Origin of the sequence: Arthrobacter sp. 92, assembly GCF_050260325.1 — a bacterium.
Lineage (GTDB): Bacteria > Actinomycetota > Actinomycetes > Actinomycetales > Micrococcaceae > Arthrobacter.
Map to the genome: position 1 here is coordinate 3,172,869 of NZ_CP189863.1, position 26,859 is coordinate 3,199,727.

General features: G+C 64.9%; 21 protein-coding genes. 11 read left to right on the top strand and 10 right to left on the bottom strand.

Annotated elements, in window-relative coordinates; genetic code table 11:
• Positions 1 to 56 precede the first annotated feature (56 nt).
• The 4 genes from ACP4XC_RS14730 to uxaC form a co-directional block, all read right to left on the bottom strand.
• Positions 57 to 1,013 (bottom strand): sugar kinase, encoded by a 957-nt coding sequence (locus tag ACP4XC_RS14730; RefSeq protein WP_427170919.1) that lies wholly within the window; start codon positions 1,011 to 1,013, stop codon positions 57 to 59.
• On the bottom strand, positions 1,010 to 1,672 hold the full coding sequence (locus ACP4XC_RS14735; protein WP_427170921.1) for a bifunctional 4-hydroxy-2-oxoglutarate aldolase/2-dehydro-3-deoxy-phosphogluconate aldolase: 663 nt from the start codon (positions 1,670 to 1,672) through the stop codon (positions 1,010 to 1,012). The genes ACP4XC_RS14730 and ACP4XC_RS14735 overlap by 4 nt, the downstream gene beginning before the upstream one ends.
• 128 nt (positions 1,673 to 1,800) lie before the next feature.
• Positions 1,801 to 3,216 (bottom strand): glycoside-pentoside-hexuronide (GPH):cation symporter, encoded by a 1,416-nt coding sequence (locus tag ACP4XC_RS14740; protein ID WP_427170923.1) that lies wholly within the window; start codon positions 3,214 to 3,216, stop codon positions 1,801 to 1,803.
• Positions 3,217 to 3,250: 34 nt separating this feature from the next.
• Positions 3,251 to 4,726 (bottom strand): glucuronate isomerase, encoded by a 1,476-nt coding sequence (gene uxaC / locus ACP4XC_RS14745; RefSeq protein ID WP_427170926.1) that lies wholly within the window; start codon positions 4,724 to 4,726, stop codon positions 3,251 to 3,253.
• Positions 4,727 to 4,921: 195 nt separating this feature from the next.
• On the opposite strand from uxaC, the gene ACP4XC_RS14750 reads away from it, so the two are divergent.
• Complete coding sequence (locus tag ACP4XC_RS14750) at positions 4,922 to 5,932, top strand: LacI family DNA-binding transcriptional regulator (RefSeq protein ID WP_427170929.1); 1,011 nt, start codon at positions 4,922 to 4,924, stop codon at positions 5,930 to 5,932.
• Between the two features lie 13 nt (positions 5,933 to 5,945).
• Here ACP4XC_RS14750 and ACP4XC_RS14755 read toward each other — a convergent pair whose 3' ends face one another.
• Together ACP4XC_RS14755 and ACP4XC_RS14760 are read right to left on the bottom strand one after the other, a co-directional pair.
• Complete coding sequence (locus ACP4XC_RS14755) at positions 5,946 to 7,478, bottom strand: tagaturonate reductase (protein WP_427170931.1); 1,533 nt, start codon at positions 7,476 to 7,478, stop codon at positions 5,946 to 5,948.
• A gap of 11 nt (positions 7,479 to 7,489) precedes the next feature.
• Entirely contained in the window at positions 7,490 to 9,040 is a 1,551-nt protein-coding gene (locus tag ACP4XC_RS14760) for a UxaA family hydrolase (RefSeq protein WP_427170933.1), read from the bottom strand.
• Between the two features lie 1,369 nt (positions 9,041 to 10,409).
• On the opposite strand from ACP4XC_RS14760, the gene ACP4XC_RS14765 reads away from it, so the two are divergent.
• From ACP4XC_RS14765 to ACP4XC_RS14800, 8 genes are all read left to right on the top strand, one after another.
• Positions 10,410 to 11,273: a LysR family transcriptional regulator gene (locus tag ACP4XC_RS14765; RefSeq protein WP_427170935.1), complete on the top strand. Its 864-nt coding sequence runs from the start codon at positions 10,410 to 10,412 to the stop codon at positions 11,271 to 11,273.
• 210 nt (positions 11,274 to 11,483) lie between these two features.
• The gene (locus tag ACP4XC_RS14770; protein WP_427170938.1) at positions 11,484 to 12,884 is read left to right on the top strand and encodes an MFS transporter; all 1,401 of its coding nucleotides are present in this window, start codon (positions 11,484 to 11,486) and stop codon (positions 12,882 to 12,884) included.
• 170 nt (positions 12,885 to 13,054) lie between these two features.
• Entirely contained in the window at positions 13,055 to 13,969 is a 915-nt protein-coding gene (kdgD, locus tag ACP4XC_RS14775) for a 5-dehydro-4-deoxyglucarate dehydratase (protein WP_427175119.1), read from the top strand.
• An 11-nt stretch (positions 13,970 to 13,980) separates the two neighbouring features.
• Positions 13,981 to 15,588, top strand: coding sequence for an aldehyde dehydrogenase (NADP(+)) (locus ACP4XC_RS14780; RefSeq protein WP_427170940.1), 1,608 nt, complete (start codon positions 13,981 to 13,983; stop codon positions 15,586 to 15,588).
• Complete coding sequence (locus tag ACP4XC_RS14785; RefSeq protein WP_427170942.1) at positions 15,585 to 16,913, top strand: enolase C-terminal domain-like protein; 1,329 nt, start codon at positions 15,585 to 15,587, stop codon at positions 16,911 to 16,913. Before ACP4XC_RS14780 ends, ACP4XC_RS14785 begins: the two co-directional genes overlap by 4 nt.
• Positions 16,914 to 17,379: 466 nt before the next feature.
• Positions 17,380 to 17,730 (top strand): hypothetical protein, encoded by a 351-nt coding sequence (locus ACP4XC_RS14790; protein ID WP_427170944.1) that lies wholly within the window; start codon positions 17,380 to 17,382, stop codon positions 17,728 to 17,730.
• Positions 17,731 to 17,833: 103 nt separating this feature from the next.
• Entirely contained in the window at positions 17,834 to 18,961 is a 1,128-nt protein-coding gene (locus ACP4XC_RS14795; RefSeq protein ID WP_427170946.1) for an L-talarate/galactarate dehydratase, read from the top strand.
• Between the two features lie 10 nt (positions 18,962 to 18,971).
• Positions 18,972 to 19,718 carry a FadR/GntR family transcriptional regulator gene (locus ACP4XC_RS14800; protein WP_427170948.1) on the top strand — a complete coding sequence of 249 codons (747 nt, stop codon included), beginning with the start codon at positions 18,972 to 18,974 and terminating at the stop codon, positions 19,716 to 19,718.
• Positions 19,719 to 19,943: 225 nt separating this feature from the next.
• Here the strand turns inward: ACP4XC_RS14800 and ACP4XC_RS14805 are convergent, their stop codons facing one another.
• Both ACP4XC_RS14805 and ACP4XC_RS14810 read right to left on the bottom strand, forming a co-directional pair.
• On the bottom strand, positions 19,944 to 20,219 hold the full coding sequence (locus ACP4XC_RS14805; RefSeq protein WP_427170950.1) for a hypothetical protein: 276 nt from the start codon (positions 20,217 to 20,219) through the stop codon (positions 19,944 to 19,946).
• 68 nt (positions 20,220 to 20,287) lie between these two features.
• On the bottom strand, positions 20,288 to 20,449 hold the full coding sequence (locus tag ACP4XC_RS14810) for a hypothetical protein (RefSeq protein ID WP_427170952.1): 162 nt from the start codon (positions 20,447 to 20,449) through the stop codon (positions 20,288 to 20,290).
• Positions 20,450 to 20,744: 295 nt separating this feature from the next.
• Here ACP4XC_RS14810 and ACP4XC_RS14815 point away from each other — a divergent pair, with 295 nt between their 5' ends.
• The gene (locus tag ACP4XC_RS14815) at positions 20,745 to 21,065 is read left to right on the top strand and encodes a DUF4193 domain-containing protein (protein WP_427175120.1); all 321 of its coding nucleotides are present in this window, start codon (positions 20,745 to 20,747) and stop codon (positions 21,063 to 21,065) included.
• A gap of 550 nt (positions 21,066 to 21,615) precedes the next feature.
• On the opposite strand, the gene ACP4XC_RS14820 is transcribed toward ACP4XC_RS14815, so the two are convergent.
• Positions 21,616 to 22,815, bottom strand: coding sequence for an alkaline phosphatase family protein (locus tag ACP4XC_RS14820; protein WP_427170955.1), 1,200 nt, complete (start codon positions 22,813 to 22,815; stop codon positions 21,616 to 21,618).
• A gap of 123 nt (positions 22,816 to 22,938) precedes the next feature.
• Positions 22,939 to 24,999, bottom strand: coding sequence for a phosphocholine-specific phospholipase C (locus tag ACP4XC_RS14825; RefSeq protein ID WP_427170957.1), 2,061 nt, complete (start codon positions 24,997 to 24,999; stop codon positions 22,939 to 22,941).
• Between the two features lie 745 nt (positions 25,000 to 25,744).
• Between ACP4XC_RS14825 and ACP4XC_RS14830 the strand changes: the two genes are divergently transcribed.
• Entirely contained in the window at positions 25,745 to 26,815 is a 1,071-nt protein-coding gene (locus tag ACP4XC_RS14830) for an extracellular solute-binding protein (protein ID WP_427170959.1), read from the top strand.
• Positions 26,816 to 26,859 lie beyond the last annotated feature (44 nt).

The window sequence follows — 26,859 nt, forward strand, 5'->3', positions numbered from 1 at the left end:
ACCGAATCTGGTGCGATTCTGTCTCGGGGGGACATTCTCTGGACAGGGGTGGGTGGTCAGCGGGCGACGGGGTCTTTGGCCTCCAGGAGGTCAAGCTCGTTCCGGCGGGGCATGCCTTCCCAGTCGCCTGGTACCTGGCAGGCGAAGGCGCCGGTGCGGACTGCGGTTTTCATGCGTTGTTCCAGGTTTTCGCCGGCCAGGAACTCGGCGATGTAGCCGGCGACGAACGCGTCGCCGGCTCCCACGGTGTCCACGACGTTGACGGGGACGGCGGCTTGGACGTGGTCCGCATTGTCCGCGACCGCGACGGCGCCCAGGGCCCCAAGTTTCACCACGGCGTGGCTCGGTCCCAGCGCTGCGAGGCGGTGTGCCAGGGCGAGGGGTTCGTGCGACCGTGTCCGGTCCGGTCCCAGGGCGATCGCGGCTTCTTCATCGCCGGCGAAGACGAGATCCACCTGCGGGAGCAACCTCCGGTACAGTTCGCCTGCTTCCTCCGGTGACCAGAGGGCTGAGCGGTAGTTGAGATCCAGGGAGACCAGGGTTCCGGCATCGTGGGCCACGGCTATGGCGTGGTCCACGGCTGCGGCAGCCGAGGCCGACAGGGCCGGGGTGATCCCGCTCAGGTGCAGGAGGCGGGCGGCGCGGATTTGTTCCTCGGGGACGTCCTGGGGCCGGAGCCGGGAGCAGGCGCTCCCGGAGCGGTAGTACCACACCTTCAATTGCTCGGCGGTGCGGCGTTCCTTGATCATCAGCCCGGTGGGCGCCTCGGGGTCCACGATGCTGTGGACGTCGATCCCTTCAGCCCGTAGCTCCCGAAGCACCAACTCCCCCAGGCTGTCATCGCCGACTCGGCCGGCCCAGGTTACGGATACACCCAGCCGGGACAGGGCGATGGCGAAGTTGCTTTCGGCCCCGCCCATCCCGATGCTGAGGGAACGGGTGTGGGCCAGCGGCCCGGGAGTCTCTGCCTTCACCAGGGCCATCGTCTCCCCCATGGTCACGACCTGGCTCATGCGTCAACCGTCCTGTCACGGACATTGCCGACAAGGCGGGTCACCTCCGCGGCACGCTCGGTCAGTGCGGAAAGATCACCGCCCTTGAAGGCATCTCCCAGGAGAGGTCCTCCCAGACTCACGGCGAGAGCACCTGCCTGCAGCCACTTGGGGACGTCTTGGATGGACACTCCCCCGGAGGGGATGATCGGCAGACCGGGGAACGGCCCGTGCACCTGACCGATGTAGCCGGGCCCCACCACGGAGGCGGGGAACAGTTTGACGGCCGTGGCCCCCAAGGACCACGCGGTGTGCATCTCGGTGGGCGAGTAGGCGCCCGGGAAGACCGGCACGCCCCGGTTGACGGCTGCGCGGATCACCTCGGGAACCGTCACCGGCGTGACGAGATAGTCGGCACCGGCATCGAGTGCCCGTTGGGCCTGTTCGGCGTCGGTGACGGTGCCCACCCCGATTTCTGCTGCATCAGCGAATCGGGTCTTGAGTTCGGCGATCTCCTGGAAAACACCCTCGGTGGTGAGGGTCAGCTCGATGGAACGGACTCCGCCGGCGATCAGTGCCTCGATAACGGGTGCGTACTCACGGGCGTGGGAGGCCCGTAAGACGGCGATCACCGGATGGGCCAGCAAGGTCTGGGAGGGCTGTGGGCGGTGGTGGGGCATCAGTTTTCTCCTGGGTAATGAGTCATCGGGATGATCAGCGCCCGGGGGACGCCAGACCGGTATGACGGTGGTGAACCGGTGTCCCACCGGTGGTGCCGGGAGGACAAGGGTGCTGGGGACAGGATCGGTCAATCCTGTGGGCCGCGCTCCACGGGGGCCTCAGTGCCCTCCCGTGCGTGGGTCTCCAGTGCCAGCTCCGCGACCTTCTTGTCCGTCAGGGGATACAGCAGCAGAAGTATGACTGCAGCGACGGCCAGGGCCAGGCAGGGGTAGAGAGTCTGCAGACCCTTCATGCCGAACAATACGCCGTCGGTCTGATGCGCGTTGGGCACGTAGCCAATGGCGCTGAGCCCGAATCCGGCGAGGCCGCCCGCGACGGACTGGGCGATCTTGCGCGAGAAGTTGAACATGGAGTAGGTGATGCCTTCGCGCCGCCTGCCGGTGCGCCAGTGGCCGAAGTCGATGACGTCCGAGACCATGGCCCAGGTGATGCCGTTGGGCAGGGCGACTCCGATGAAGGAGAGGCTGAACAGCACCGTGAAAAGCACCGGGTTGGTCGGCAGTACGAAGTTCAGCCCGTCCGCGACCACGGCCAGCAGGAATCCGTACAGGGCGGTGCGTTTCTTGCCGATGAGGCGGGTGAGCACGGGGATGAGCAGGATCCCGATGATTGAGGAACCGATGGCGATGACGTTCACGGCGGCCAGCAGCCGCACATCCCCCAGGTAGTACTGGGTGAAGTAGACGATCATTGACGTCTTCACGTTGTAGGCCGAGATCGAGAAGATCGTCATCGCGATCAGGGCCAGCAACGGCCGGTTGCTCGCGATGGTCCTGACGAATTCGCGGGCGGTGAGCTTCTCGTGACGGCGCACCACGGGGACGTTCTCACGGGTGTAGCGGAACGTGGCGAAGAAGCACAGCACGCCTGTCACGGCCATCGCGCCGGCGGCGAAGGCGTAGCCCACCCGCGCCGAATCGAAGGCCAGCACAATTGGCATAAACGCCACGCCGGTGATCAGCAGTGCCGTGACGGACCCGGCCTGGCGGAAGGACGCCAGTTTGGCCCGCTCGACCGGTTCCTGGGTCATCACCGAGGCCAGGGAGCCGTAGGGGATGTTGGTGAACGAGTACAGCACGCCCCAGGCCATGTAGGACACGTAGGCGTAGGCCAGGTTCACGCCCTCGGAATGCCCGGGGGTGAGGAAGGTGACGACCGTCAGGACGGCCAATGCGATGCAGGAGTAGAACATCACGCCTCGGAAGCGCCCGTACCGCCCGACTCTGCGCTGCCCGTCGATCACCGTGCCGGCGACCGGATCCATGAATGCGTCGAAGAGCTTCGTGACGACGAAGACAGAGGCTGCCGCGGCAGGCGGCAGCCCTGCCACGTCGGTGTAAAACTTCAGCAGATAGGCTTGGCCGAGATCGAACATGAAGCCGTTGCCCAGGTCACCCATGCCATAGGCGATCTTCTCCTTCAGCGACACGATCCCGCTCGTTCTCATCGCCTGCGGGGCGGTAGTGGTGGTCTTGCTGTCCATCGGGGTGCTCCTTTGCATCCGGGCCAATCAGGGGTCAGGCGGAACGCCGGGAATAGGCGATCTTCGGAAGGTTGTATGTCAGGTCAATTGCCGTCTCCACGGCCTCGTGCTGGCTGATCCGGTGCTCGAGGACCAGGCGGGCCAGGTAACCGGCGTCAATGCGGCGGGAAAGGTCGTGGCGGGCCGGGATCGAGGCGAAGGCGCGTGTGTCGTCAACGAAACCGGAGGTGTTGTAGAACCCTGCCGTCTCGGTCGCTGCCTCACGGAAACGCCGCATGCCCTCCGGGGAGTCGAGGAACCACCACGGAGCCCCCAGCCGCAGCGATGGATATGCTCCGGCCAGCGGGGCAAGCTCACGGCTGTATACGGTCTCATCGACGGTGAAGAGGATGGTGCGGAACCGCGGGTCGTGGCCGTAGCGTTCCAGCATCGGGCGCAGCGAGCGGGTGAACTCGGTCGCCACCGGGATGTCGAAGCCCTTGTCTTGTCCGTGCCGGGCAAGGACACCGGTGTGGTGGTCTCGCAGCACGCCGGGGTGGATCTGCATCACCAGCCCGTCCTCGCATGCCATCCCGGCAGTGACGAAGAGCATGTGTGCGGCGAAGGCCTGCACCTCCTCGGGGCTGACCGGTCCGGCCAATGCACGGGCGTACAGCACCGCGGCAGCGGTCTCGCTCATGGGGGTGGTGTCGGCGCTGAGATGACCGTGGTCCGTTGCCAGGCCCCCGGCCGCGACGAAGGCCCTGCGGCGTTCCCGCAGGGCGTCGAGGAAGCCGGCGTAGGTGGAGGTGTCCACCCCTGAGACCTCGGCGAGCCGGGCGGTCTCCGCGCGCCACCCCGGGCGGTCCACGTGGAACACAGCGTCGGGGCGGAAGGTTGGAACAACCCGCTCGCCCAGGCCCTGCCCGGCCAGCCGCGCATGGTGGCGAAGGTCGCTGGTAGCGGGGTCCGTCGTGGAGATCAGTTCGATGGAGAACCGATCGAGCAGCTGGCGGGGCCGGAAGCCGGGTTCGGCGATGCGCGCGGCGATCTGGTCGTAGATGGCATCCGCGGTCTCGACGCCCGGCACCAGATCGACCCCGAAGACCTCAACGAGCTCGTGCTCCAGCCAGTAGCGCGAGGGGGTGCCGCGGAACAGCTTCCAGTTCCCGCAGAAGGTCCGCCAGATGTCCCGCGAGTCTGTTTCGACCGCACCGCCGTCGACCCGGGGGATCCCCAGCGCCTCCGGTGCGATCCCTTGCGAGACCATCATGCGGGTCACATAGTGATCTGGCACGACGAGCAGCTGGGCAGGGTCGGTGAAGGGCTTGTTGTCCGCAAACACCTCGGCCTCGACGTGTCCGTGCATGCAGATCAGCGGCAAACGGGCGCTCTGTTCATAGATCTCGCGGGCGACGGCACGCTGACGCGTGTCCGCGGGCAGTGCGCGGTCCGGATGCAGCGTCAGCTCGCGCTTGTCGGCACGCCGCGACCGGTGCAGGTCCGGCTGCAGTTCCAAGGATGCAGACATCGGTGTCTCTCTCTCAGTTCCTGCGGGGTACGAAAGCCCCGCTTATGAAAAGGTTTTCATTTGAAAAGGTTTTCATCAGTGTAGCTCCGCGATAGTCTTGAGATCAACGTCACGTCCGCAGAAATTTCTACGACGCCCGGAATGGGCGAGGACGCGGATAGAATCCGTAACAATACCGATGGGAGTGCGATCTGGATGGCTGAGCCCGTGACGATCCGGGACGTTGCCCGGGCTGCCGGCGTCTCTCCCGCGACGGTCTCCCGGACTTTCATGCGTCCGGAGAAGGTTGACAAGGGGACCCGCGAACGGGTGATGAGTGCCGCCACCCGGCTGGACTATCAGCCCAACCGTGCCGCGCAGTCTCTTATTACCGGTCTGACCGGCAACATCGGCATCGTCGTCCCGGACCTTGGCAACCCGTTCTTCCCCAGTATGGTCAAGGGCATCCAGACCCGGGCCGAGGGGATCGGGTACTCCGCGCTGCTGGTCGACACCGGGGAGGATCCGGCCCGTGAGGTTGAGCTGGTGACGCGTCTTGCCCGCCAGGTGGACGGGCTCGTTCTGTGTGCGGCGCGCATGTCGGATGAAGATCTGGCCGCCCAACGACCGCAGTGCCCGATCGTTTTGATTAACCGCCAGGTCCCGGGGATCCCGGCCGTCACCTTCGACAATGAAAGCGGCATCGCCCAGGAAGTCACCCATTTGAAGGCGCTGGGGCACCAGCGGATCGGGTATGTGGCCGGCCCCGTTACGAGCTACTCGAGCCGCGTGCGCCAGCGCGCTGCCACGGAGCACCTGGCAGCGGCGGGCCTGACCGAGGTTGCCATCGGCAGTTTCGCGCCCTCCTTCGAGGGCGGGCGCAGCGCTGCGGAGAAGGTCCTGCTCGCCGACGTCACGGCCGTCATGGTCTACAACGACGTCATGGCGCTGGGCCTGATCAAGCAGCTGCGCCAGTACGGGGTCTCTGTGCCGGCGGATCTGAGCGTGGTCGGGTACGACGACATCGAGTTCGCCTCCATGTCGGATCCACCGCTGACTACGGTGCGGATCCCTCGGGAGGAGGCCGGCGCCCTGGCCATGACCTACCTGCACGCATTGTTGACCTCATCGGACTCCGCGGTGGAGGCCCCGGCTCAACTGCCCACCGAGTTCGTCTTCCGCGGCACCTCCGTCCGCGCACCGGTAACACAGGCGACCACGGCGTAAGTCCAGCCAGGACTTATCGACCCCGGCGGACGACGTCGGCTGAGACATTACCCGCCTGCGCAGGGCAGGTGAGGGTCTGTTGCAGTGCCCCGGACATGCCGCACTCGAGGATGAGTGCGACTCCGTTAGCTGTCTCCCGCGCCAGCCGCGCGGCCGTCGCAGGCTCCAGCGGGGCGGCCAGCGGGAGATGCCCGATCACATCGCTGACCCACCCCAGGAGATCCTCTGGGTCGAAGGCGCCCCGTAGCACTTCCATGGCTCGCGCGTCGTCGCGGGGCTCGAATCGGAGATTCTCCGACCGGCCGCTGTAGAGCACCAGGAGCGCAGCCAACGACAGGACAGTCAGCGGCGCCTGGGCGTGGTGGGTCCACCGGTCCAGGACGACGGGAAGGTTGCGCGTTGTCCATTTCGACAGCGCATTCAGAGCGATATCCGCGAGCCGGTGCCGCAAGGAGGGGTTATAGAACCGCTCGAGGATCTGCTGGGCGAAGATCGCCAGCTCCGTGCGGTCCCCCTCGATGGTGGGCAGCACCTCTTCGGCCACCAGGCGGTTGATCAAGGTTTCCACCTGCGGGATGTCGAAGGCGTCCCGCACGGTGTCGCATCCGAGCTGAAGTGCGATCGCTGACATCGCGGTATGGGATCCGTTGAGGATTCGCACCTTCTTGGAGCGGAACGGACGGATGTCATCGAGGAAGAGAACGTTGAGGCCGGCCTTGTCCAGCGGCAACAACTCGCGGATGGACGGATCACCCCCGATCGCCCAGACATAGAAATACTCGGCCTTAACGACAAGCTGATCTGCGAATCCGATCTCCACCTGCACGGCGTCAATCTCCTCCCGGGGGAACCCCGGGACAATCCGATCCACGAGCGTGTCGTAGAAGTGGCAGGCGGTGCGCACCCATTCGAGGAAGCCCGCCTCGAGGCCGCTGTCGGCGGCATGGCGCAGAACGTACTCGCGCAGGGTGGATCCGTTGTCCTCAATGAGCTCGCAGCACAGGAAGGATAGTCCTGTCGCCGGATCACCCTGGAAGTGCTCGTACCGCCGGTGCAGCAAAGCGGTCACCTTGGCGGGGAATGATTGCGGAGGACGCGCGGTTAGGTCGTCCCCGGGCACGAACTCGATGCCGGCCTCGGTGGTGTTTGAGACGACCAGCCGCAGGTCCCGGCTCACGACCAGCCGGTCGTACTCCTCGAACTGGTCATGGGCACTGAGCACCGAGCGCACCGAGGTGACCAGGTCGACCTCCTTGACGGGGCGGCCGTCCTTGATGCCTTCGAGGTACACGTGGAAAAGGCCGTCCTGTTCGGAGAGCTGTTCCACCGTCCTGGACGGGTGGTCCGTGGCCTGCACGATCACTATCCCGTCCCGGGTGATGCCAGCCTCGTTGCTCCGGGTGATCATCCAGTCGACGAAAGCGCGCAAGAAGTTCCCGGCGCCGAACTGCAGAATCGTGACAGGAAGCTCCGGTCGTGCAACCGTGGCCGAATTCAACTTCTTTACCGCTTGTCGCCGCTGCCGAACCGCTTCGCTGTCTGCCATACCGGTCCCGATCACGTCACCGCTCCGAGCTGCCACGGCACAAACTCGTCCTGGCCCAGATCCAGTTGTTCCGAGACGGGCCGCTCCCCGGAAGCAACCGCGATGATCTTCTCGAAAATTTCCTGGCCGACACTCTCGATCGAGGCCGTCCCGTCCACGATGCCGCCTGCATTCAGGTCCATGTCCTCGTGCATCCGCTCGAACATCGGAGTGTTGGTCGCCACCTTGATCGAGGGGGTGGGCTTGCACCCCAGGACGGAACCCCGGCCGGTGGTGAAGACCACCACGGTGGCACCGCCCGCGACGATGCCAGTCACCGAGACCGGGTCGTAGCCGGGGGTGTCCATGAAAGTGAACCCGCGAGCGGTGACCGGTTCGGCATACTCGTACACTGCCGACAGCTCCGCGGTGCCGCCCTTGGCGACCGCGCCGAGGGACTTCTCCAGGATGGTTGTCAGCCCGCCGGCCTTGTTGCCGGGCGAAGGGTTGTTATCCAGGGAACCGCCCCCGGCGGATGCGTAGTCCTTCCACCAGGCGATGCGCTGCAGGAGCTTTCGGCCCACGTCCTCGGAAACCGCGCGGCGCGTCAGCAGGTGCTCGGCGCCGAAGACTTCCGGCGTCTCGGCCAGGATCGTGGTACCGCCGTGGGCCACCAGCAGGTCCGAGGCCGCGCCGAGGGCAGGGTTGGCGGTGATTCCGGAGTACCCGTCGGAGCCGCCGCAATTCATCCCGAGCACCAGCTCCGCGACAGGAGCCGGTTCGCGGCGCATCGCCTCCAAGGACGGGATCATGTCCTGGATTGCCTCCACCCCGGCCCGCACCGTCGCGCGGATCCCGCCGTTCTCCTGAATGACCAGCGTGCGCACAAGCTTCTCGGCAGGAAGATCCAGGCCGTCCAGCAGGGAAGTCACGGGCAGCATCTCGCACCCGAGGCCCAGGACCAGCAGACCTGCGATGTTGGGATGGTCAGCGTAGCTGCCCAGCGTGCGCAGCGTCAGTCGGGCGCCCTCGCTGCCAGCAACCAGCCCGCAACCGGAGTTGTGCGTAAGGGCGATCACTCCATCCACATTCGCATAGCCCTCCAGCGCGGGCCCGGTGAACTGCGCCGCGATCATTCGGGCCGTTGAGGCCGAGCAGTTCACCGAGGTCACGATGCCGATGTAGTTCCGGGTTCCCACCCTCCCGTCGGAGCGACGGTAACCCTGAAAGGTGCGCGGCGGCCCGTCCGGAGCCGGGAGCTGCACGCGGGCCGTACCGAACTCATGGTCCCGTCCCGTGTCGTCCATGCCGAGATTATGGGTGTGCACGTGGTCTCCGGCGGCGATAGCACGCGTGGCACGACCGATCGACTGGCCGTACTTGTACACCTGCCCCCCGGCCTCAACCGGCCGGACAGCAAGCTTGTGCCCCCGGGACACGCCCTGCCGCACCAGGAAAGGACTCCCATGACCAGTCAGCTCCATGCCCGGCTCAAGGTTGATGATGGCGACCGCAACGTCGTCCCCCGGGCGCAACACGAGCGCGACGTCAGCCAAGTTACGGGCAATAGGAATGGTCGTCATCGTCAGTCCTTTTCAATGGCAGATAGATTTATCGTGAAAACCTTTTCATCATAGCGTGTAATTTCCTTGCGGACTAGAGCATGACGCGTGGAGAGCAACGAAACAGCTGACGATTACCGGAGTGAACCGGCCCGGCGTGTGAATCGCAGCGCAACATGGCATCGATCTTGTCTGGCCGCCTCTTCAGGCGTCGTCAAGAAGTGAGCCTCCGGCGGCTTCGGGTTGATACTGCGAAGGCCGACGCTGCGAGCTGGGCCGTTCCGGGGCCAGCAACAGGGCTGGCGAATGCCTGGACTGCGATGGGTCCAGAGTTCGGCGTCCGGGGTTGACTGGGACCAGGGCGCCGGACCATCCATATCTTTTTGGCGTAAGCGACTCAACGTGCCCCGGTTCAGGCGGACCAATCGGACGACCTGGACAATGGCGAGGCCGGTGCGGACGGCTACCAGCGAGGCGTCAACCCAATGAGACCGCCCATTCGAAAGCCGGTAGACCGCGGGGATCATGACGAGTACGGCGACGCCGATCCCATGGATGCCCCGGCCTCGGTGGAATGACGATGGTCTGCGGTCTTTCGCTCTCGTTCCCGCAGCTTCATGGCTGGAGCCCTGGCGCCTTGATCACCGAGAGAAACGCGAAGGTGCAGGCGACTCTTCGGCTTCCAACTCAGCTAGCTGGCCGGAGACACTACGACGGGCGGCTCCAAGCGCCGGTATCAGCGCACACGTCGGCTGAGGACTCCAACTTGGAAACCCCTGGTGGGACAAGACCGGGGGCTGACCTCCGTGAAAATTCTGTCCAGCTCCACACCCTCGAGTTGGCGATGGGCGTTTTGATCCAGGCCCGCTGACCCAGATGTATCCGATGCGCTGCCCGGCCACGTTCCATTCCTAACGAAGAGTCTCAGGTTGAACTCTAAGACCTCCGACTCAGGAGGCCAGCGAGCTGCAGCCTTTATGCTCGCTTCAGCCCCTACCCGCAGCCGTGGAGTGCTCTGCGGCTTGACCCTCCGGCGTCTCGATAAACAAGTCTTTTCAAGACACGGACGTCATGTCTTGGAGATCGAAGGAATCGACGGCGTGCCGGGCCGCCCCCGCGTCTTGGAAAGATGTCTCACCGTAGATCGTCTCTGCGGAGTGCTGGATGAGGGTTTCTGAGGCACAATGACCGGGGCTTCTCCGGGCGCTGTATTTCCCCGGTCTTTGGCTCGATGACGCGCCTGTTCGGGGCCATAGTTCCGTTTCGGGCACTGATTTCTAGAACGCCGGCTGAAGCGTCCTGCGCGACTCTGTGTGCACGCTACGATGCATGTCTAGGCTTCAATCTGTAGGCGTAATACCTGGAGGGCATAACGTTCACTTTCGATCAGTTGGCAGGGTTCATCGCCGTCGCCGAAGAACTCCACTTCGGCCGCGCTGCCGAACGCCTCAACATGACCCAACCCCCGCTGAGCCGGCAGATCCAGAAGCTTGAGAAGACCGTGGGGGCAGAACTGCTGGAGCGGGACAACCGCAAGGTGAACCTGACGGCTGCCGGGCAGGCGTTTCTGGAGGAAGCCCGACGGTTGATGGCACTGGCAGACCGTGCCCCGCTGACGGCCCGCCGCATCGCCTCTGGCCGTTCCGGGTTGCTGCGAATCGGCTTCACCGCCACGAGTGCGTTCAGTGTCCTGGGCACGCTGCTGGAGCAAGCCGAGGCACTCATCCCGGACGTGGACATAGATCTCCAAGAGCTGGTGACCGGCGAGCAGATCAAGGGCCTGCAGACCGGAGAGCTTGACCTTGGCCTGGCCCGCCCTCCATTCGACACCGATACTTACGACTCACGCCTGCTCTACCGCGAATCGATGATGCTCGCCGTTCCCCGCGGTCACCGGCTAACCCTCCTTGGAAGGGACATAGGGGACGCTGACCTCAAGGATGAGCCCTTGATCATGCACTCCCCCACCCGGGCCCGGTACTTTTACGACCTCGTCATTAGGATGCTTCCCGTCCAGCACGGCAACGTCGTGCACACGGTGAGCCAGGTCCTCACGATGGTCTCGTTAGTGGCTGCCAAGCGCGGGGTTGCCTTCGTGCCCCATTCGGCCGTCAAGCTCGGAATCGCGGGCGTCCAGTTCCTACCTCTGGCGAGCGGTGGGGAGCCGGTGGAGCTTCATGCGATCTGGAACCGGCGCGTCACCAACCCGTCGCTGGCCCGGCTGCTGCGCCACTTGGACTTCGACATGACCTGAATCTGCCGGGCCCGCCTTCAGCACGGATAAGGCCCCACAACAATACCTTGAGGGCATCAAGTCATGCGAATAACGTCTTGGACGTGCATTACTTTCCGCTCCTAATATTTGGGTAACGCACATGTGCTTCAGATCACGCGATCCCGCACCGCCGCCTTCGTTGCGGCGCCGCCGCTGATGACGGATTTTTTACCCAGATAAGGAACGTCGATGTCCAACCCCACTCTCGATTCGCCAGCCGGGAAAGCGGCCCAGCCGCGACCTAGCCGCAACAAGTCCCACACGCGGTTTCTAGTTCTAGGGCTGATCTTCTTCATCACTGTCATCAACTACGCCGACCGCAGCAGTATGTCCATCGCCGGCACAGACATGACAAAAGAGCTCGGCATGACAACAGTGCAGCTCGGTTTCGTCTTCTCTGCTTTCAGCTGGGCCTACGTGGTCGGCCAGCTTCCGGGCGGATACCTGCTGGACCGCTTCGGAGCCAAGAAAACGTACGGCTGGAGCCTGATCCTCTGGTCCGTCGCCACTCTCGTGGTGGGCTTTGTCGGCCTGGTTTCCACGCCTGTGCTCGTCTCTGTAGGGATCCTGTTCGGCCTGCGCCTGTTCCTGGGGATAGTGGAAGCACCTGCCTTCCCTGCCAACGCACGCATCACCACCATTTGGTTCCCCACCAAGGAACGCGGGCAGGCCACCGCCGTCTTCAACTCCGCCCAGTACCTTGCCACTGCGATGTTCGCCCCCCTGATCGGATGGATGACGTACACATTTGGCTGGCGCCTGGGCTTCTACGTCCTGGGCGTCCTGGGGGTGGCGATGGCCTTCGTCTGGTTCCGCTGGATGAACGTCCCGTCCAAACACAAGCGCGTCACCGCAGCCGAAATCGATACGATCCGGACCGGCGGCGGCCTCGTCGACCTGGACGAATCGGACACCCTGTCCAACAGGAAATCCACCATCACCCGGGCACAGTTCAAGCAGTTGTTTACGAGCCGTATGTTCTGGGGCCTCTACGTGGCACAGTATGCCGTCAACGCCCTGACCTACTTCTTCATTACCTGGTTCCCCATCTACCTCGTCAGCAGCCGGCACCTGAACATCATGCAGGCCGGCTTCATCGCCGCGATCCCCGCACTGGCCGGATTCGCCGGCGGCCTCCTCGGCGGATTCATCTCCGACTACCTCCTGCGCAAGGGCGTGTCACTGACCGCGGCACGGAAGATCCCATCCGTCGCAGGTATGGCGCTGGCCATGCTGATAATGCTCTGCCCCTTCACGGACAGCACCCCGATCATCGTGCTGCTGATGACGCTCGCATTCTTCGGCAAGGGCGTTGCCGCGCTGGGCTGGGCTTTCGCGACCGACATGGCACCCAAGGAATCCAACAGCGTCTCCGCGTCAATCATGAATGCCTTCGGCAACATCGCCGGCATCGTGACTCCCATTGTCATCGGATACATCATCGCCGCGACCGGCTCATTCGATGTCGCCCTCTGGTTCGTCGGCGCACACGGCGCCCTAGCCCTTATCGGCTACTTGATCATGGGCCGGGTCAAACGGCTCGAATTCACCACAAGCGCTGCTCCTGCCGTCGAAAACGTGCCGGCCTAGCTCCGCCTTTCTCCTGAACCGCGGGGATACCCCCGGAGCCATCAGAACGATGCCCTGGGGGTATCGCCGTATTCAAAAAAACACTTAGACAGGCATCACAACTGGTGCCTACGCTGAAGCAAGCCAATCATCACCAGCCGCGACGCGGCGCCGACATGGAGGACCACACCGTGGCAAAATACACGCCCCAGGAACTGGCAACGAGGTTGAAGGACGGGCTGCTCTCCTTCCCCGTCACCTCGTTCGATGCTCAGCTGCAGTTCGACGAGGAAAACTACCGCAAGCATCTCGCCTGGCAGGCAAGCTTCCCGGTGGCCGGACTCTTTGCGGCAGGCGGAACCGGAGAAGGCTTCTCGCTGACCCCGACCGAATCCGAGCGCGTGGTCCGCGCCGCCGTCGAGGAAGTCGGCGGCATCGTCCCGGTCCTCGCCTCCGCCGGCGGATCGACTACCCAGGCCATCGAGAACGCCCGCGCCGCGGAAGCCGCCGGTGCGGAAGGCATCCTGCTGCTTCCGCCCTACCTGACCGAAGCGGATCAGGGCGGCCTGATCGAACACGTCAGCGCCATCTGCAGGTCCACCTCCCTCGGCGTCATCATCTACAACCGTGCGAACGCGATCTACAAGGACACCACGGTCGCCACGCTGGCTGACCGCCATGAGAACCTGATCGGCTTCAAGGACGGTGTGGGCGACCTTGAGCACGATGCCCGCGTGTACGCCAAGCTCGGCGACCGCCTGTTCTACCTCGGCGGCCTCCCGACGGCGGAGACCTTCGCGCTCCCGCTGCTGCAGCTGGGCATGAGCACCTACTCCAGCGCCATGTACAACTTCGTGCCCCAGTTTGCCTTGGACTTCTACCAAGACGTCCGCAACCAGGACCGGATCGCCGTCAACAAAAAGCTCAACGAGTTCGTGATTCCGTACCTCGACATCCGCGACCGGGTGAAGGGCTACTCCGTCTCGATTGTCAAGGGCGGCCTCGACGCGATCGGGCGCCCCGCCGGTGGAGTCCGTCCGCCGCTGCAGAACCTGGCGGCCCAGGACCTCGCAGACCTCACGTCCCTCATCGCCACCGTTTCCTAGGAGGACGCACCGTGACACTCACCGGACGCTCACTCATCGCCGGGCAGCCCGTTGCCGGGGACGGCAAGAGGGTCTACGCCTTCAATCCCGCCACAAACGTCGAGCTCGAGCCCGGCTACACGCTGCTCACCGAGGACCAGCTGACTGACGCCACCGCAGCGGCCGCGGCGGCCTACCCCTCCTTCAGTACGCTCGACCCCGAAACCCACGCCCGTTTCCTCGAGGCCATTGCCGAGAACATCGAGGCGATCGGAGACGAGCTGATCATCCGCGCCGGCCAGGAAACCGGACTGCCCGCCGCCCGGCTCCAAGGCGAACGGACCCGCACCACCGGCCAGCTCCGGCTCTTTGCCGGAGTGGTCCGACAGGGTGATTTCCGCGGCGTCCGGATCGACCCGGCACGGCCCGAACGCACACCGCTCCCCCGCGCGGACATCCGCCAGCGGCAGATCCCGCTGGGCCCGGTCGCCGTCTTTGGTGCCAGCAACTTCCCGCTGGCCTTCTCGACGGCGGGCGGCGACACCGCCTCGGCCCTCGCCGCCGGCTGCCCGGTGGTCTTCAAGGCCCATAATGCCCACCCCGGCACCAGTGAACTCGTGGGCCAGGCCATCGCCAAAGCCGTCAAGGACCTGGGGCTTCACCCGGGCGTGTTCTCGCTGATCTACGGTCCCGGGGCCAGCATCGGGCAGGCCCTCGTGGCCGATCCGGCCATCAAGGCCGTAGGCTTCACCGGATCGCAGTCCGCCGGCATCGCCCTGATGCGCACCGCCGCCGCCCGCCCCGAGCCCATCCCGGTCTACGCGGAAATGTCCTCCCTCAACCCGGTCTTCGTCTTCCCCGGCGCCCTCACCGGTGACGTGGACGCACTCGCCCGCCAGTACGTCGCCGCTGTCACCGGCAGCTCCGGACAGCTCTGTACCTCCCCCGGCCTGCTGTTCGCCCCGGGCGGCGCGGGCGGCGACGAATTCGCCGCCGCCGTCGGAAGGGCCCTGTCCACCTGCGCCGGACAAACCATGCTCACCCCAGGAATCGCCGCGTCCTGGAACGCTGGCGCTTCGGCCCTGGGTTCCGTCGAGGACGTCAGCGTCGTCGGGCAAGGCGCCGACGGCGAGACGAAGAACGCGCCGGCTCCGGCCATCTTCGGCACGTCGGTCGCCGAGTTCGTGGCCAACCCCGTGCTGCACCAGGAAATCTTCGGCGCCGCCAGCCTGGTGATCCGCTACTCCACCACCGCGGAACTCATTGAGGCCATCAAACGGCTCGAAGGTCAGCTCACCGCTTCCCTCCAGCTCACCGAAGAGGACTATCCGACTGCGGCCCGGCTGCTGCCGGTACTGGAGCAGAAGGTCGGCCGGATCATCGTCAACGGCTGGCCGACCGGCGTCGAGGTCGGCCACGCCATGGTCCACGGCGGCCCCTTCCCCGCCACCTCTGACACCCGGACCACCTCCGTGGGCACGCTGGCCATCAACCGGTTCCTGCGACCCGTCGCCTACCAGAACCTCCCCCCGGAGCTGCTCCCGGTGCCGCTGCAGGATGCCAACCCCTGGCACTTGAACCGCCGGATCGACGGAACGGTCGGAGCGGCAGCCAACGCGAATGCCGAGGTCAACGCATGAGCAAGCAGCCCACCATCGCCGGCGTTGAAGTGGTTCCGGTCGCCGGGCAGGACAGCATGCTGATGAACCTCAGCGGCGCGCACGGCCCGTTCTTCACCCGCAACGTCGTTCTCATCACCGACTCGGACGGCCGCACCGGCCTCGGCGAAGTCCCCGGCGGGGAGAAGATCCGGAACACCATCGAAGAGACCGGCGCCTTCCTGACCGGCCAGCGGGTGGCCCGCTACCGCTCCCTGCTGCGATCCGTCGCGGCGAAGTTCGCCGATCGTGACGCCGGCGGCCGCGGCCTCCAAACCTTTGACCTGCGCACCACCGTGCACGCCGTCACCGCCGTCGAATCCGCCCTCCTTGACCTCCACGGCCAGTTCCTCGGAGTTCCGGTCGCGGAATTGCTCGGCGACGGCCAGCAGCGCAGCTCGGTGCCCATGTTCGGCTATCTGTTCTTCATCGGCGACCCCGGCCGGACAGATTTGCCGTATCTGGTGGAGGATGCGTCGGCAGACCGGTGGGAAAAGCTCCGCCGACAGGAAGCCATGACGCCCGAGGCCGTGGTGGCCCTGGCCGAAGCGGCCCAGGAACGGTACGGCTTCAGCGACTTCAAGCTCAAGGGCGGCGTGCTCTCCGGCGACGCCGAAGTCGACGTGGTCAACGCCCTGGCCAAGCGCTTCCCGGAGGCCCGGATCACCTTGGATCCCAACGGCGCGTGGCTCCTGGACGAGGCCGTCCGCCTGGGCAAACGAATGCAGGGCGTCGTGGCCTACGCCGAGGACCCGTGCGGTGCCGAAGGGCGCTTCTCCGGACGCGAGGTCATGGCCGAATTCCGCCGCGCCACCGGGCTGAATACCGCCACGAACATGATCGCCACGGACTGGCGCGAAATGTCCCACGCCATCCGCAGCAACGCCGTCGACATACCCTTGGCGGACCCGCACTTCTGGACCATGCACGGCTCCGTCCGCGTCGCCCAGATGTGCACCGAATTCGGACTCACCTGGGGATCGCACTCCAACAACCACTTCGACATCTCACTAGCCATGTTCACCCACACCGGCGCGGCGGCCCCAGGCGAGATCACGGCGCTGGACACGCACTGGATCTGGCAGGACGGCCAGGGGCTCACTAAGGACCCGCTACAGATCAAAGACGGTGCGATTCAGGTTCCGGACGCTCCAGGCCTCGGCATCGAGATGGACCGCGACGCCCTGGACAAAGCACACCAGCTGTATCTGGAACACGGCCTCGACGCCCGCGACGACAGCATCGGCATGCAGTACTACGTCGACGGGTGGTCTTTTGAGCCCAAGCGGCCCTGCCTGGTCCGGTAGAAAGCAACCCTTCCTTCTGCACGGCCGGGCCACCACCCGCAACAGGGGCCCCGGCCGTGCAGAGCCACGCATACACGGACAAATAGAAGGACCAAACTTGGGCGGCGTTCTCACCGGCATACTAATTGTCGGCTCCGTCATCGCCGTCGGATATCTCACGGCCGGCTGCGGGTCCTCGGCCCGGAGGCCCAGGGTGCCCTGACCCGCACCGCCTTTTACGTCACCAACCCGGCATTGCTGTTCACGGTTGTGACCGGAAGTGATATCCGGGCCGGGCTGGGAACTGATGCCCTGCTGGCGCTGCTCTCCGCCGCTGCAGTGGGGCTGCCCTATACCCTGCTGAGTTTCCTGTTCTTCCGCCGGCCGGTGGCGGAGACGGCAGTCGGGGCGAAGACCAGCAGTTACGGCAAATGCCAACAACATCGGGATCCCCCTCTCCCTCTACGACGTGGGAACGGCCGAGCACGTGGCTCCCGTCCTGCTGGCACAGATCCTCGTCCAGGCACCGATCTATTTGACCGTACAGGGCCTCGCATCGGGATCAAAGATCCCCTGGCAGAAACGGATCGCTCGTCGCCACGCTCCTGAAGATCGCCGGGATGCCCGTGATCGTCTGGTCCCTGGGCCGCTTCCTTTTGGCCTCGAGGGGAAGCATCTGCTGGCCATCGTCATCATGGGGGCGCTGCCCACAGCTCAGAATGTCTTCCTCTTCGCCTCCCCGTACCGCCGCGGCGTGATCGTGGCCCGGGACGTCGTCCTGTGCACCACCCTGCTCTGCTCCGGCTCCTTGCTGGTCATCGCCTGGCTGCTCGGTTGATTGTGGCGAACCAGGAAACAAGTAACACTTGTTATACAAGTAAGTAACTTATATCATATGTTGAGCGGGGCGGAGTTGCCTCGCAGGAACTTCAGGGAGAACCATGACCAGCGTTGATCTCATCCGCCACGTAAAGCTGTCCACGGCCAGGCTTCCGCTCGCCGTTCCGATAAGCGACGCGAAAGTGTTCACAGGACGCCAGAAGCCCATGACCGAGGTTGTGTTTCTTTTCGCCGAAATCACCACCGAACAAGGACACAGCGGAATCGGCTTCAGCTACTCCAAGCGTGCCGGCGGGCCGGCCCAGTACGCGCACGCCAAGGAAATTGCCGAAGGCATCATCGGTGAGGACCCCAACGACATCGGCAAGCTCTACACCAAGCTGCTGTGGGCCGGGGCCTCCGTCGGCCGCTCCGGAGTGGCCACCCAGGCCCTCGCCGCGATCGACATCGCACTTTACGACCTCAAGGCCAAGCGCGCCGGCCTGCCGCTGGCCAAGTTCCTGGGCTCCTACCGCGACTCCGTCCAGACCTACAACACCTCCGGCGGCTTCCTGAACGCCTCCCTGGACGAGGTCAAGGCACGCGCCACCGTCCTCCTGGACGAAGGCATCGGCGGCATCAAGATCAAAGTCGGCCTTCCGGACACCGCCGAGGACCTGCGCCGCGTCGCCGGCATCCGCGAACATATCGGCTGGGACGTGCCCCTCATGGTCGACGCAAACCAGCAGTGGGACCGAGCCACCGCCCTGCGGATGGGCCGCCGGCTGGAGGAATTCAACCTCGTCTGGATCGAGGAACCACTCGACGCCTACGACTTCGAAGGCCACGCTGACCTCGCCCGCACATTGGACACCCCCATCGCCACCGGCGAAATGCTGGCCTCCGTCGCGGAGCACAAGGGCCTGATCAACGCCAACGGCTGTGACATCATCCAGCCCGACGCGCCCCGCGTCGGCGGCATCACCCAGTTCCTGCGCCTCGCCGCCCTGGCCGACGAGCGCGGACTCGGACTCGCCCCGCACTTCGCCATGGAAATCCACCTCCACCTCGCCGCCGCCTACCCGCGCGAACCGTGGGTGGAGCACTTCGACTGGCTCGATCCGCTGTTCAACGAGCGCCTCGAAACCAAGAACGGCCGCATGCTCGTCCCGGACCGCCCCGGCCTCGGCATCTCCCTCAGCGAGCAGGCGCGCACCTGGACCACCGAGTCGGTGGAATTCGGCAAGTAACCTTGAAGCCATGAGCCGGAACCTGACTGCCGACCTTGCCAGCGATCTTCGCCGCCGCATCGTGGACGGCGTCATTGCTCCGGGCGCGAAGCTGCCCAGCGAAAACACCCTGATCAGCGAGTTCGGCGTCAGCCGGACCGTGGTCCGCTCGGCCCTGACGCGGCTGCAGGCGGAGGGGCTGGTGGAAACCGAACGCGGGCGGGGCAGTTTTGCGCTGACCCCGCACCCGCACGGCGATCCGCCGGCGCCCGGGGGTCGGCCCGTTGTCAGCCTGGAGGACCGACTCCTCCTCCTCGAGTTCCGCGTGGGGGTCGAGGCGGAGGCCGCCGCCCTAGCAGCCCGCAACCGGACGGACAGGCAGCTGAGGGCCGTCATGAACTCCCTGGAGGAGTTCACCGCCAGCGCTGACCACCCCGCGCACGCGATGAAGTCCGACTACGACTTCCACAAGGCCATCGCCGCGGCGTCCGGAAACCCCTTTTACTCGGACTGCCTGGCATCACTGGGCCAGACCATGATCGCCATGCCTCGCACCCGGCTGATGACAGGCCAAGAACACTACGCCCGCGACCACTTCGAACAGGTGGTTCATGAACACCGGTCCATCCTCGAGGGCATTGCAGACCACGATGGACCTGCCGCTTCCGCGGCTATGCGCACCCACCTCGCGAACTCCCGGCGCCGCCTGGTATCCGCGACGCGGACGCCGCAGAAGCCAGAGGGAAGACGCAAAGACGTACCTGAACGAGACAGCTAAGTGCCTCCCGGACCCCGAAGTCGGATCGTCCGGTATGGTAGGCCCTCACCAGTTCCTTGACTATCGAAGAATGAATTCCTCAGTCTAACCAACATCGATCCGGGCAGGACGTGATCCGCCCCACCCCTGGAAAGCCGCGTCGAACGCATCACCTGCGGCAACTTCCGCCTCCTCGAGCGCCTGTTTCCGCTCCAACCAGAGCCCAGCAACGCCGCCCGGACGCTTTCACCGCAGCGCGCGGACGGTGACGCGGTAGCCCATTTCGGTGAACGCCCTCGTGGCGGCCTCGATGTCCTGGGCCTCGACGAGGTCAACGGCCGCGACGAGCGCCTCCGGGTTCACCTTTTCCTCCGGGCTGCCGGGCGTCGGGCCGCCGAACACCAGGCCATAAAACCGGGCACGGATCCAGCCCCTTCGCGTGCGCGCCGGCCTGGGCCAGGAGGCCTCGAAAGCCAGCCCGTGACGGGGCAAAAAGTAGCGGTGATCGGTGCGAGGTGTCATACCGATAAACATGCGCCGACAAGGAGTCCAGAAGGTTACGTCCGCGGCATGTCCGGAAGTGATGTTCGCTACAGCAGCAGCCGGTCCTTGGCCCCGCCCCGCACGGCGGCCAGGTCCAGGTCGGTGGCGACCGGCCCGTCGCGGAAATACCGGGCGTACACCGCGTCGGGATCAAAGGAGGCAAAGGCCAGGTCGTCGATAACCTGTGGCGTCCTGGATGCGATCGTCACCGGGCGTGGAGCCGAGCTCCTCGACCAGCGCCTGGATCAGATCCTCGCGGGGGTGGCGGATAACTTCATCGGGGTATTGAGCTGAACCTCCGGTCACGGCCACAGCGCAGATGCTGAGGCTACGTGAAAGCGATACTGGCTACCAAGGCAAGGCGTCGGCTGTGCTCGACGGGTTAGAAGTCGATGCGGTTCCTGTGCTCACGGGCGTAGATCAGCATGTTGTCCGCGGCGCTCCCGGCGCCGACAAGGGATCCGATCTTGGCACCGGCCTTGGCCAGGGTGGCATGTGTGATCCATTCGGTGTTGCGGTCACCGGGCCGGGACCGATTATGACGAAGTCCGTTCCGACGTCAAGGAGTCTCAGGACCGCTCGCTCGAGGCGCTGCAGTCCGAGAACGCACCGGATGCCCGGATCGTGCGTGACCTGGACGAATCAGATTCCATGGATGATGCAATTATCCCGGGCGGCGAAATCGTCAACGACGAACTCATCGTCCAGGTCATCCCCCAGGCAGCGGACGAGTTCGTCTGCTATTCCTGCTTCCTGGTCCGGCACCGGTGCCAACTGGCGCGCGAAAAAGACGGCCACGCGTACTGCACCGAGTGTGAAAGCTGAACCGCCGGCCCAGAGTTGGTCGCCGGTTCGAGATAATGCGCAGTCAGGTCCCCGATTCGGTCGGGAGGCGGCCAGGTCCGGGGAGTCCACCGGCACGGCGTTCCGGTTTCTGGTCCTACAAAGGTCTAACGCCCCGCGCGTGAGTTCCGACTCTTGATGAGCGACTTCAGTCACGTCGCCCGCGAGTGTTGATGGTGAAGAGCTGAACAGCTCGGTCCCAGAGACGCTCCGGATAGCGTCCCGTTGTTCCAGATGATTCACCAACAAGAGCCCACGGCCGTGCGTGCCACGCGATCCTCCAGTATGGATGATGCACCGTGGAACAAGTTGCATCTGCTGGCAACGGTCGCCTCCTGTCCGGTTTGAGTCGGCGGGGAACTGTTTGCCGGCGGCCAGGGCGAAGCGAGCAGCGCGGGATGGTGGCCTGACCGGATAGCGGGAGGGCCTGCCTGCACGTGGCGTGCAGGCAGGCCCTCAATATTTGAAGCCCTGAAGGTTGCTTCAAGCCTCTTGTGCCGGCGCTGGAATCGCCGAAGCCGCCCCCCCGGGGTCAGGGGCGGAAGAGTTCCTCGAAGGTGCCCGATGTGGTGGGTGAGCACGTGTTCGCCAGGCAGCCCAGGTGCCACATGTGCTCGATGGTGGAGAGCAGGGTGTAGTGGTCGGAAACCTGGTTGGTTGTCTTGTGCGGGCCGTCCGCTGAGTTGATCACGATTGTGGGGGCGTGGCCGCCACCGAGGATGGCGCCGTTCTGCCCCACCGGGCTGCCCGGGCCGCCGGTCGATCCGGAGTAGTCGTTCTCATCCCAGGCCAGGACAATGCTGGACTTGGTTGTCTTCCACGTCGGTGAGTCCATGATCTGCTGGACCGTGTCCTTGACATAGGTGTCGCCGAGCTGGATCGCCCCATGGTCCAGGCCGGAGGCCGGGTAACCGCACTGGGGCAGGCCGATCAGGGCCGCACCGGACGGGGAGATCCCGTGCATGTCGTGGCACTGGTTCGGGCTGATCCAGACGAAGTTCGGCACCTTGCCGCTGGCCAGGTCGGCGTTGAGGTTGTTCTCCTGCGGCACGATGTTTTGCAGGCGCGGGCTGCCCGGGTAGTTGATGTCCGAGAAGTACATAAAGGGGTTGTGCTTTTGCGCATACAGCTTGACCGTGGAGGAGCCGATCGTGGGCGCGTACTCGACCTGGGAGCCGGCGCTTGGAAGGCTCTCCATGTACGCCTTCCAGCTCAGGCCCTTGTTCTCAAGCTGATCAACTATGGTCTTGCCAGCGAACATGTGCGGGGTGGACGAGGCGCTGGCGACCTGTGCGGGGGTGAGGAGCCCGGTGGCCGCCGGGTCGCTGGAGCCGGGGACGAACTCTTCGGGGGCGCAGGTGACATTCGCGCCGGCTTTGCAGTCATCCCAGATGCCCTGGGAGCTGCCCGAAATGGTGGCCAGGTAGTTGGGCAGGCTCGGGTGGGTCACGCCGTGGTAGTTCGTTGCGGTGTTGTAGCGCTGGGCGAGTGTATTGATGTAGGGCGCGTCGGCGGTGTTGCCGATGACCTGGTCGTAGCCGTGGTTCTCCATCATGATGACGAAGACATGGTCAGGACCGTTCGCCCCCTGCCCGGCCGCCTGGGCGGGAGCTCCCGACGCCGTTTGGGCGTCAGCGGGTGCGGCCGCGCCCACGGCGGCGGATCCAGTGAGGGCGATGGTGGCAGCGAGTGCTGCTGCGCCTGCCGCCCGGTTTTTCAGCATGCTGAGCATCGGATAATCCTTTCGGTTTGCGCCCCGGACGGGCGCCTGTTTCTCGGGTACAGCAGCAAGGGAAAGCTCAGTTACCGGCGGACTACGACAGCACTCCGGCCGTCGTTCCCCCACGCGGTGCAGTTATCGGCCGAGCTGTGGGTCTGAGGTGAGCGGGCGACCGTCTTCAAGACGGCCGGCCATGACACGGACGAGCTTCGGGTCTTCGGCGGAGGTGATGGTCAGGTCGTACCAGCCGCCCTGGGTCGGGATGACCACGGTCTTGCCCTGGCCCGGGTTGAGCGAGAGCGTCTGGGTACCGGCGCCATAGGCGTCCTTGAGCGTCAGGGCTGCGCCCGCGGAGCCGGTGTTCTCGATCCGGAACTGCGCATGCGAGGCCTTTCCGTCGGCGGCGAGAGTGACGCGGAGGTCCGCGGCCGCCGTCGTGCCCGCGAGGCGCCGGTACCAGCCGGCCGGACCGTGCATGTGCACGTCGTACTGGGCACCGAGGGCCCACGACGCGTCAAGTGAGGCGCCGGCGCCGATGGTGTAGGAGTACGGCGCCGCCGGCAGCAGGTTCGATCGGACCTGCACGTGCGCGCCAAGGGCACCCCGGTTCGCCCAGCGGGCGGTGAGCTTGCCGGCCTCGATCTTCGTCTCGACGTCGAGGGCGTAGCCGAGCGGGCGGGACGGGCGCGTGCCCTTCTCCTGGACGGGCATCGAGTTCGTCGCGGGGGGCGTCGGAACATAGCTCGGGTGCCGGTTATGATCAGCCGGCTTGTACGCCGAGGTGCCGGGCATCGCCGGCGCCGCGCCGCCGGCCGCGGCGAAGTCGAACGCACTCGTGAGGTCGCCGCTGACCGCGCGGCGCCACGGCGTGATGTTCGGCGAGGGGACGCCGAAGCGGGCCTCCAGGAACCGGATGATCGAGGTGTGGTCGAAGGTCTCGGAGCAGACCCAGCCGCCCATGCTCCACGGCGAGGCCACAATCATCGGCACCCGGACGCCAAGGCCGAAATGTCCCGGAACGTCCTTGCTGCCATAGAACGTCGGGGTGCCGTCGTACCACTCACCGGCCGTCGAGACGGTTGACGCGCCGGGGATCTGCGGGGTGTTCGGGTGCGGCGGGACGATGTGGTCGAAGAAGCCGTCGTTCTCGTCGTACATGAACAACACCGCCGTCTTGCTCCAGACCTCCGGGTTGGAGGTAAGGATGTCCAGAACGTTCGCCGCGTACCAGGCACCGAAGTTCGGCGGCCAGTTCGAGTGCTCCGTATAAGCCTCCGGGGCCACGACGTAAGACACCTGCGGAAGCTTGCCCGCGTTCACGTCCTCGCGGAGAACCCGGAAGAGGTCATCGCCGGCCTTGGCAGTCGTGCCGGTGCGCGCCTTTTCGTACAGCGGGCTTCCCGGCTTCGCGTCCTGGTACTGCTTGAAATACAGCAGCGAGTTATCTCCATAGTTGCCGATGTACGGGTCACCCGTCCAGCCCTCATAGTGGGCCGGGTCCAGGCCCTCGCCAATGTCCTGGTAAACCTTCCAGCTCACACCGGCCTTCTCAAGCTCCTCGGGGTACGTGCTCCACCAGTACCCCTTCTCATCGTTCCACAGGTCAGGGCCCCCACCTTTGCGGTCCGGGTCGTCCCCGCCGGCGAACATGAAGTAGCGGTTCGGGTCCGTCGGGCCCAGGACCGAGCAGTGGTACTGGTCGCAGACCGTGAACGCATCGGCAAGGGCAAAATGGAACGGGATGTCCTGGCGTCCGTAAAACGCCATCGTCGCGTCGGTCTTCTCCGGCAGCCACTTATCGTACTTGCCGTCGTTAAAAGCCTCATGGGTGAGCTTCCACGAGTGGTCAAGGTCCTCCATGAACTGCATGCCCAGGTCCGGGGCCGCCGGGTGGAACGGAGTAACCTCGCGCGTGGCGTTGGCCTGGTGGAACGCGTCCTTGCCGGAGGGCAAAACCGCGGGGTGGGGGTCCGAGAACCCGCGCACGCCCTTGAGTGTTCCGAAGTAATGATCGAACGCCCGGTTCTCCTGCATGAAGATCACGACATGCTCGACATCCTTGATCGAACCCGTGGCCCGGTTGGCCGGAATCTCCGCGGCCCGGGCAATGCCCTCCCCAAGAATCTGCGAGATCGCGGTGCCCGCGGCGCCGGCGGCAGAAAGTTGAAGAAAACGACGGCGGTCCAAACCTGCCATGAGCTGCTCCTAGTGCGTGTGGTCCGGTGATCCCCGATGGACTCTTCCAGCGCCAAGTTACTGCCCGGTATAGACGTGGTGAACTTTGAGCGACATGCTTACCCGGGAAGCGGCGCACGGCCGCGGGTACCCCTAACTGTTCTGCTTCGTGACGTTCATGCTCTAGGCCGTCCCCCGCCTGTCCCGGATGCCATCACATGGTGGCCACTGAGCTTTCAAAGAAGGGCGGGGCTGCTGGAGATTCAGTCGTCACCCAGGTCCGAACGCCGATAACAGCGCATATGTGCGGAAACGCCCGCGGTTAGGGTCGGAGATCCGCTCCCAGGTGAGCCGTTTTCTCAATCCCGAGTCCGCATTGAGCGCCCGCCAATCCTCGACTTTCTGCGATTTTCCAGGGGGTTGTTCATGAGTTGTTGGGTGCTCGTTCCTTCTCACTTAGTCAGTGGGCAAACCACCGCTCGTATCGTCGCAGGCACGCCGGGGCTCCACTGACTAAAGCGGTTCTCTGTCACGGCGCCGCCTTTCCTGAAGGCACCAACCAGAGGGCCGACGCGGTTGATTCACGGTCGCGGAGATGCCCAGGCGATGACATTGGATCCGGATGAAGTATTTCAGCGCGCTGCGGCATCCGGCCCTTGCGCCAGAGGGAGAGCGCCCCCCGAACAGTGATTGTTCTTCGCCAATAGAGTGCGCCGGAACGAGGTCAACCCCATCGCGGGTCGGCGGCCACGAGAGAAAGAGTCTGATGAACAAGGTTACGAGTATCGTTTCGACGGCGATCGCCAGCATGCTGCTTCTGAGCGGCTGCGGCCAGGGTGGGGCCCCCGCCGGGTCGGGCTCTACCGGCGGTTCCGACGGGAAGCTAATCGTCTACACCAACTCCAATTCGGACGGACGCGGCGAATGGCTCCAGCAAAAAGCGAAGGAAGCCGGTTTCGACATTCAGATCGTCGGGGCCGGCGGCGGTGACGTTGTGAACAAGCTCATCGCTGAAAAGAACAACCCCGTGGCCGATGTGGCGTTCGGACTGAACAATGTCTACTTCTCCCAGTTGAAGTCAGAGGGAGTCCTGGACCCCTACACCCCGAAGTGGTTATCCAATGTCGATGGCGGCCTTGGCGATTCCGGAACCGAGAAGTCCTATTGGCCCCTGGTGAAGCAGGCCATACTCCTGACCTACGACGCGGACAGGGTGTCCAAGGACCAGGCACCGACGGACTGGACGGACCTATGGAGCAAGGACCAGTACAAGTCCCGCTACGAACGGGTCACCGACCTCTCCGGGGCGACGACCCAGCTGGTCATGGCCGGCATCCTCAGCCGCTACCGGGATGAGAAGGGCGATCTGGGTGTCAGCGATGCGGGATGGAAGCAGGTCGAGCAGTATTTCCAGAACGGTGTCCCGGCGGTCAAGAAGGTCGATCTGTTCGCCCGGTTCGCCAAGGGCGAGGCGGACTACGGACAGATGCCATCGTCGACAATAGCCGCCCAGGAAAAGGCCCAAAAAGTGAAGACCGGCGCGGTGGTTCCCGCCATCGGGGTGCCCTACGCCGTCGAACAGGCCGGCATCATCAAGGGCTCGAAAAATCAGGCTCAGGCACAGAAATTCATCGACTGGTTTGGCGCGGACGACATCCAGGGCCAGTGGGCCAAGCAGTTCAACTCGCTGCCGGTAAACCAGAAGGCGCTGCCTTCGGCAAACCCCGCGGCCCTGGCCATTGATCAGCAGTTCAAGGCCCAGGACATCGATTGGGCGTTCGTGCAGAAAAACCTCGGCCCATGGATGGAAAAAATCCAGCTCCAATACATGAAGTAAGCCGATGAGCGCCGACGCGGGAGCCGTTTCCGCGTCGGCGCGAT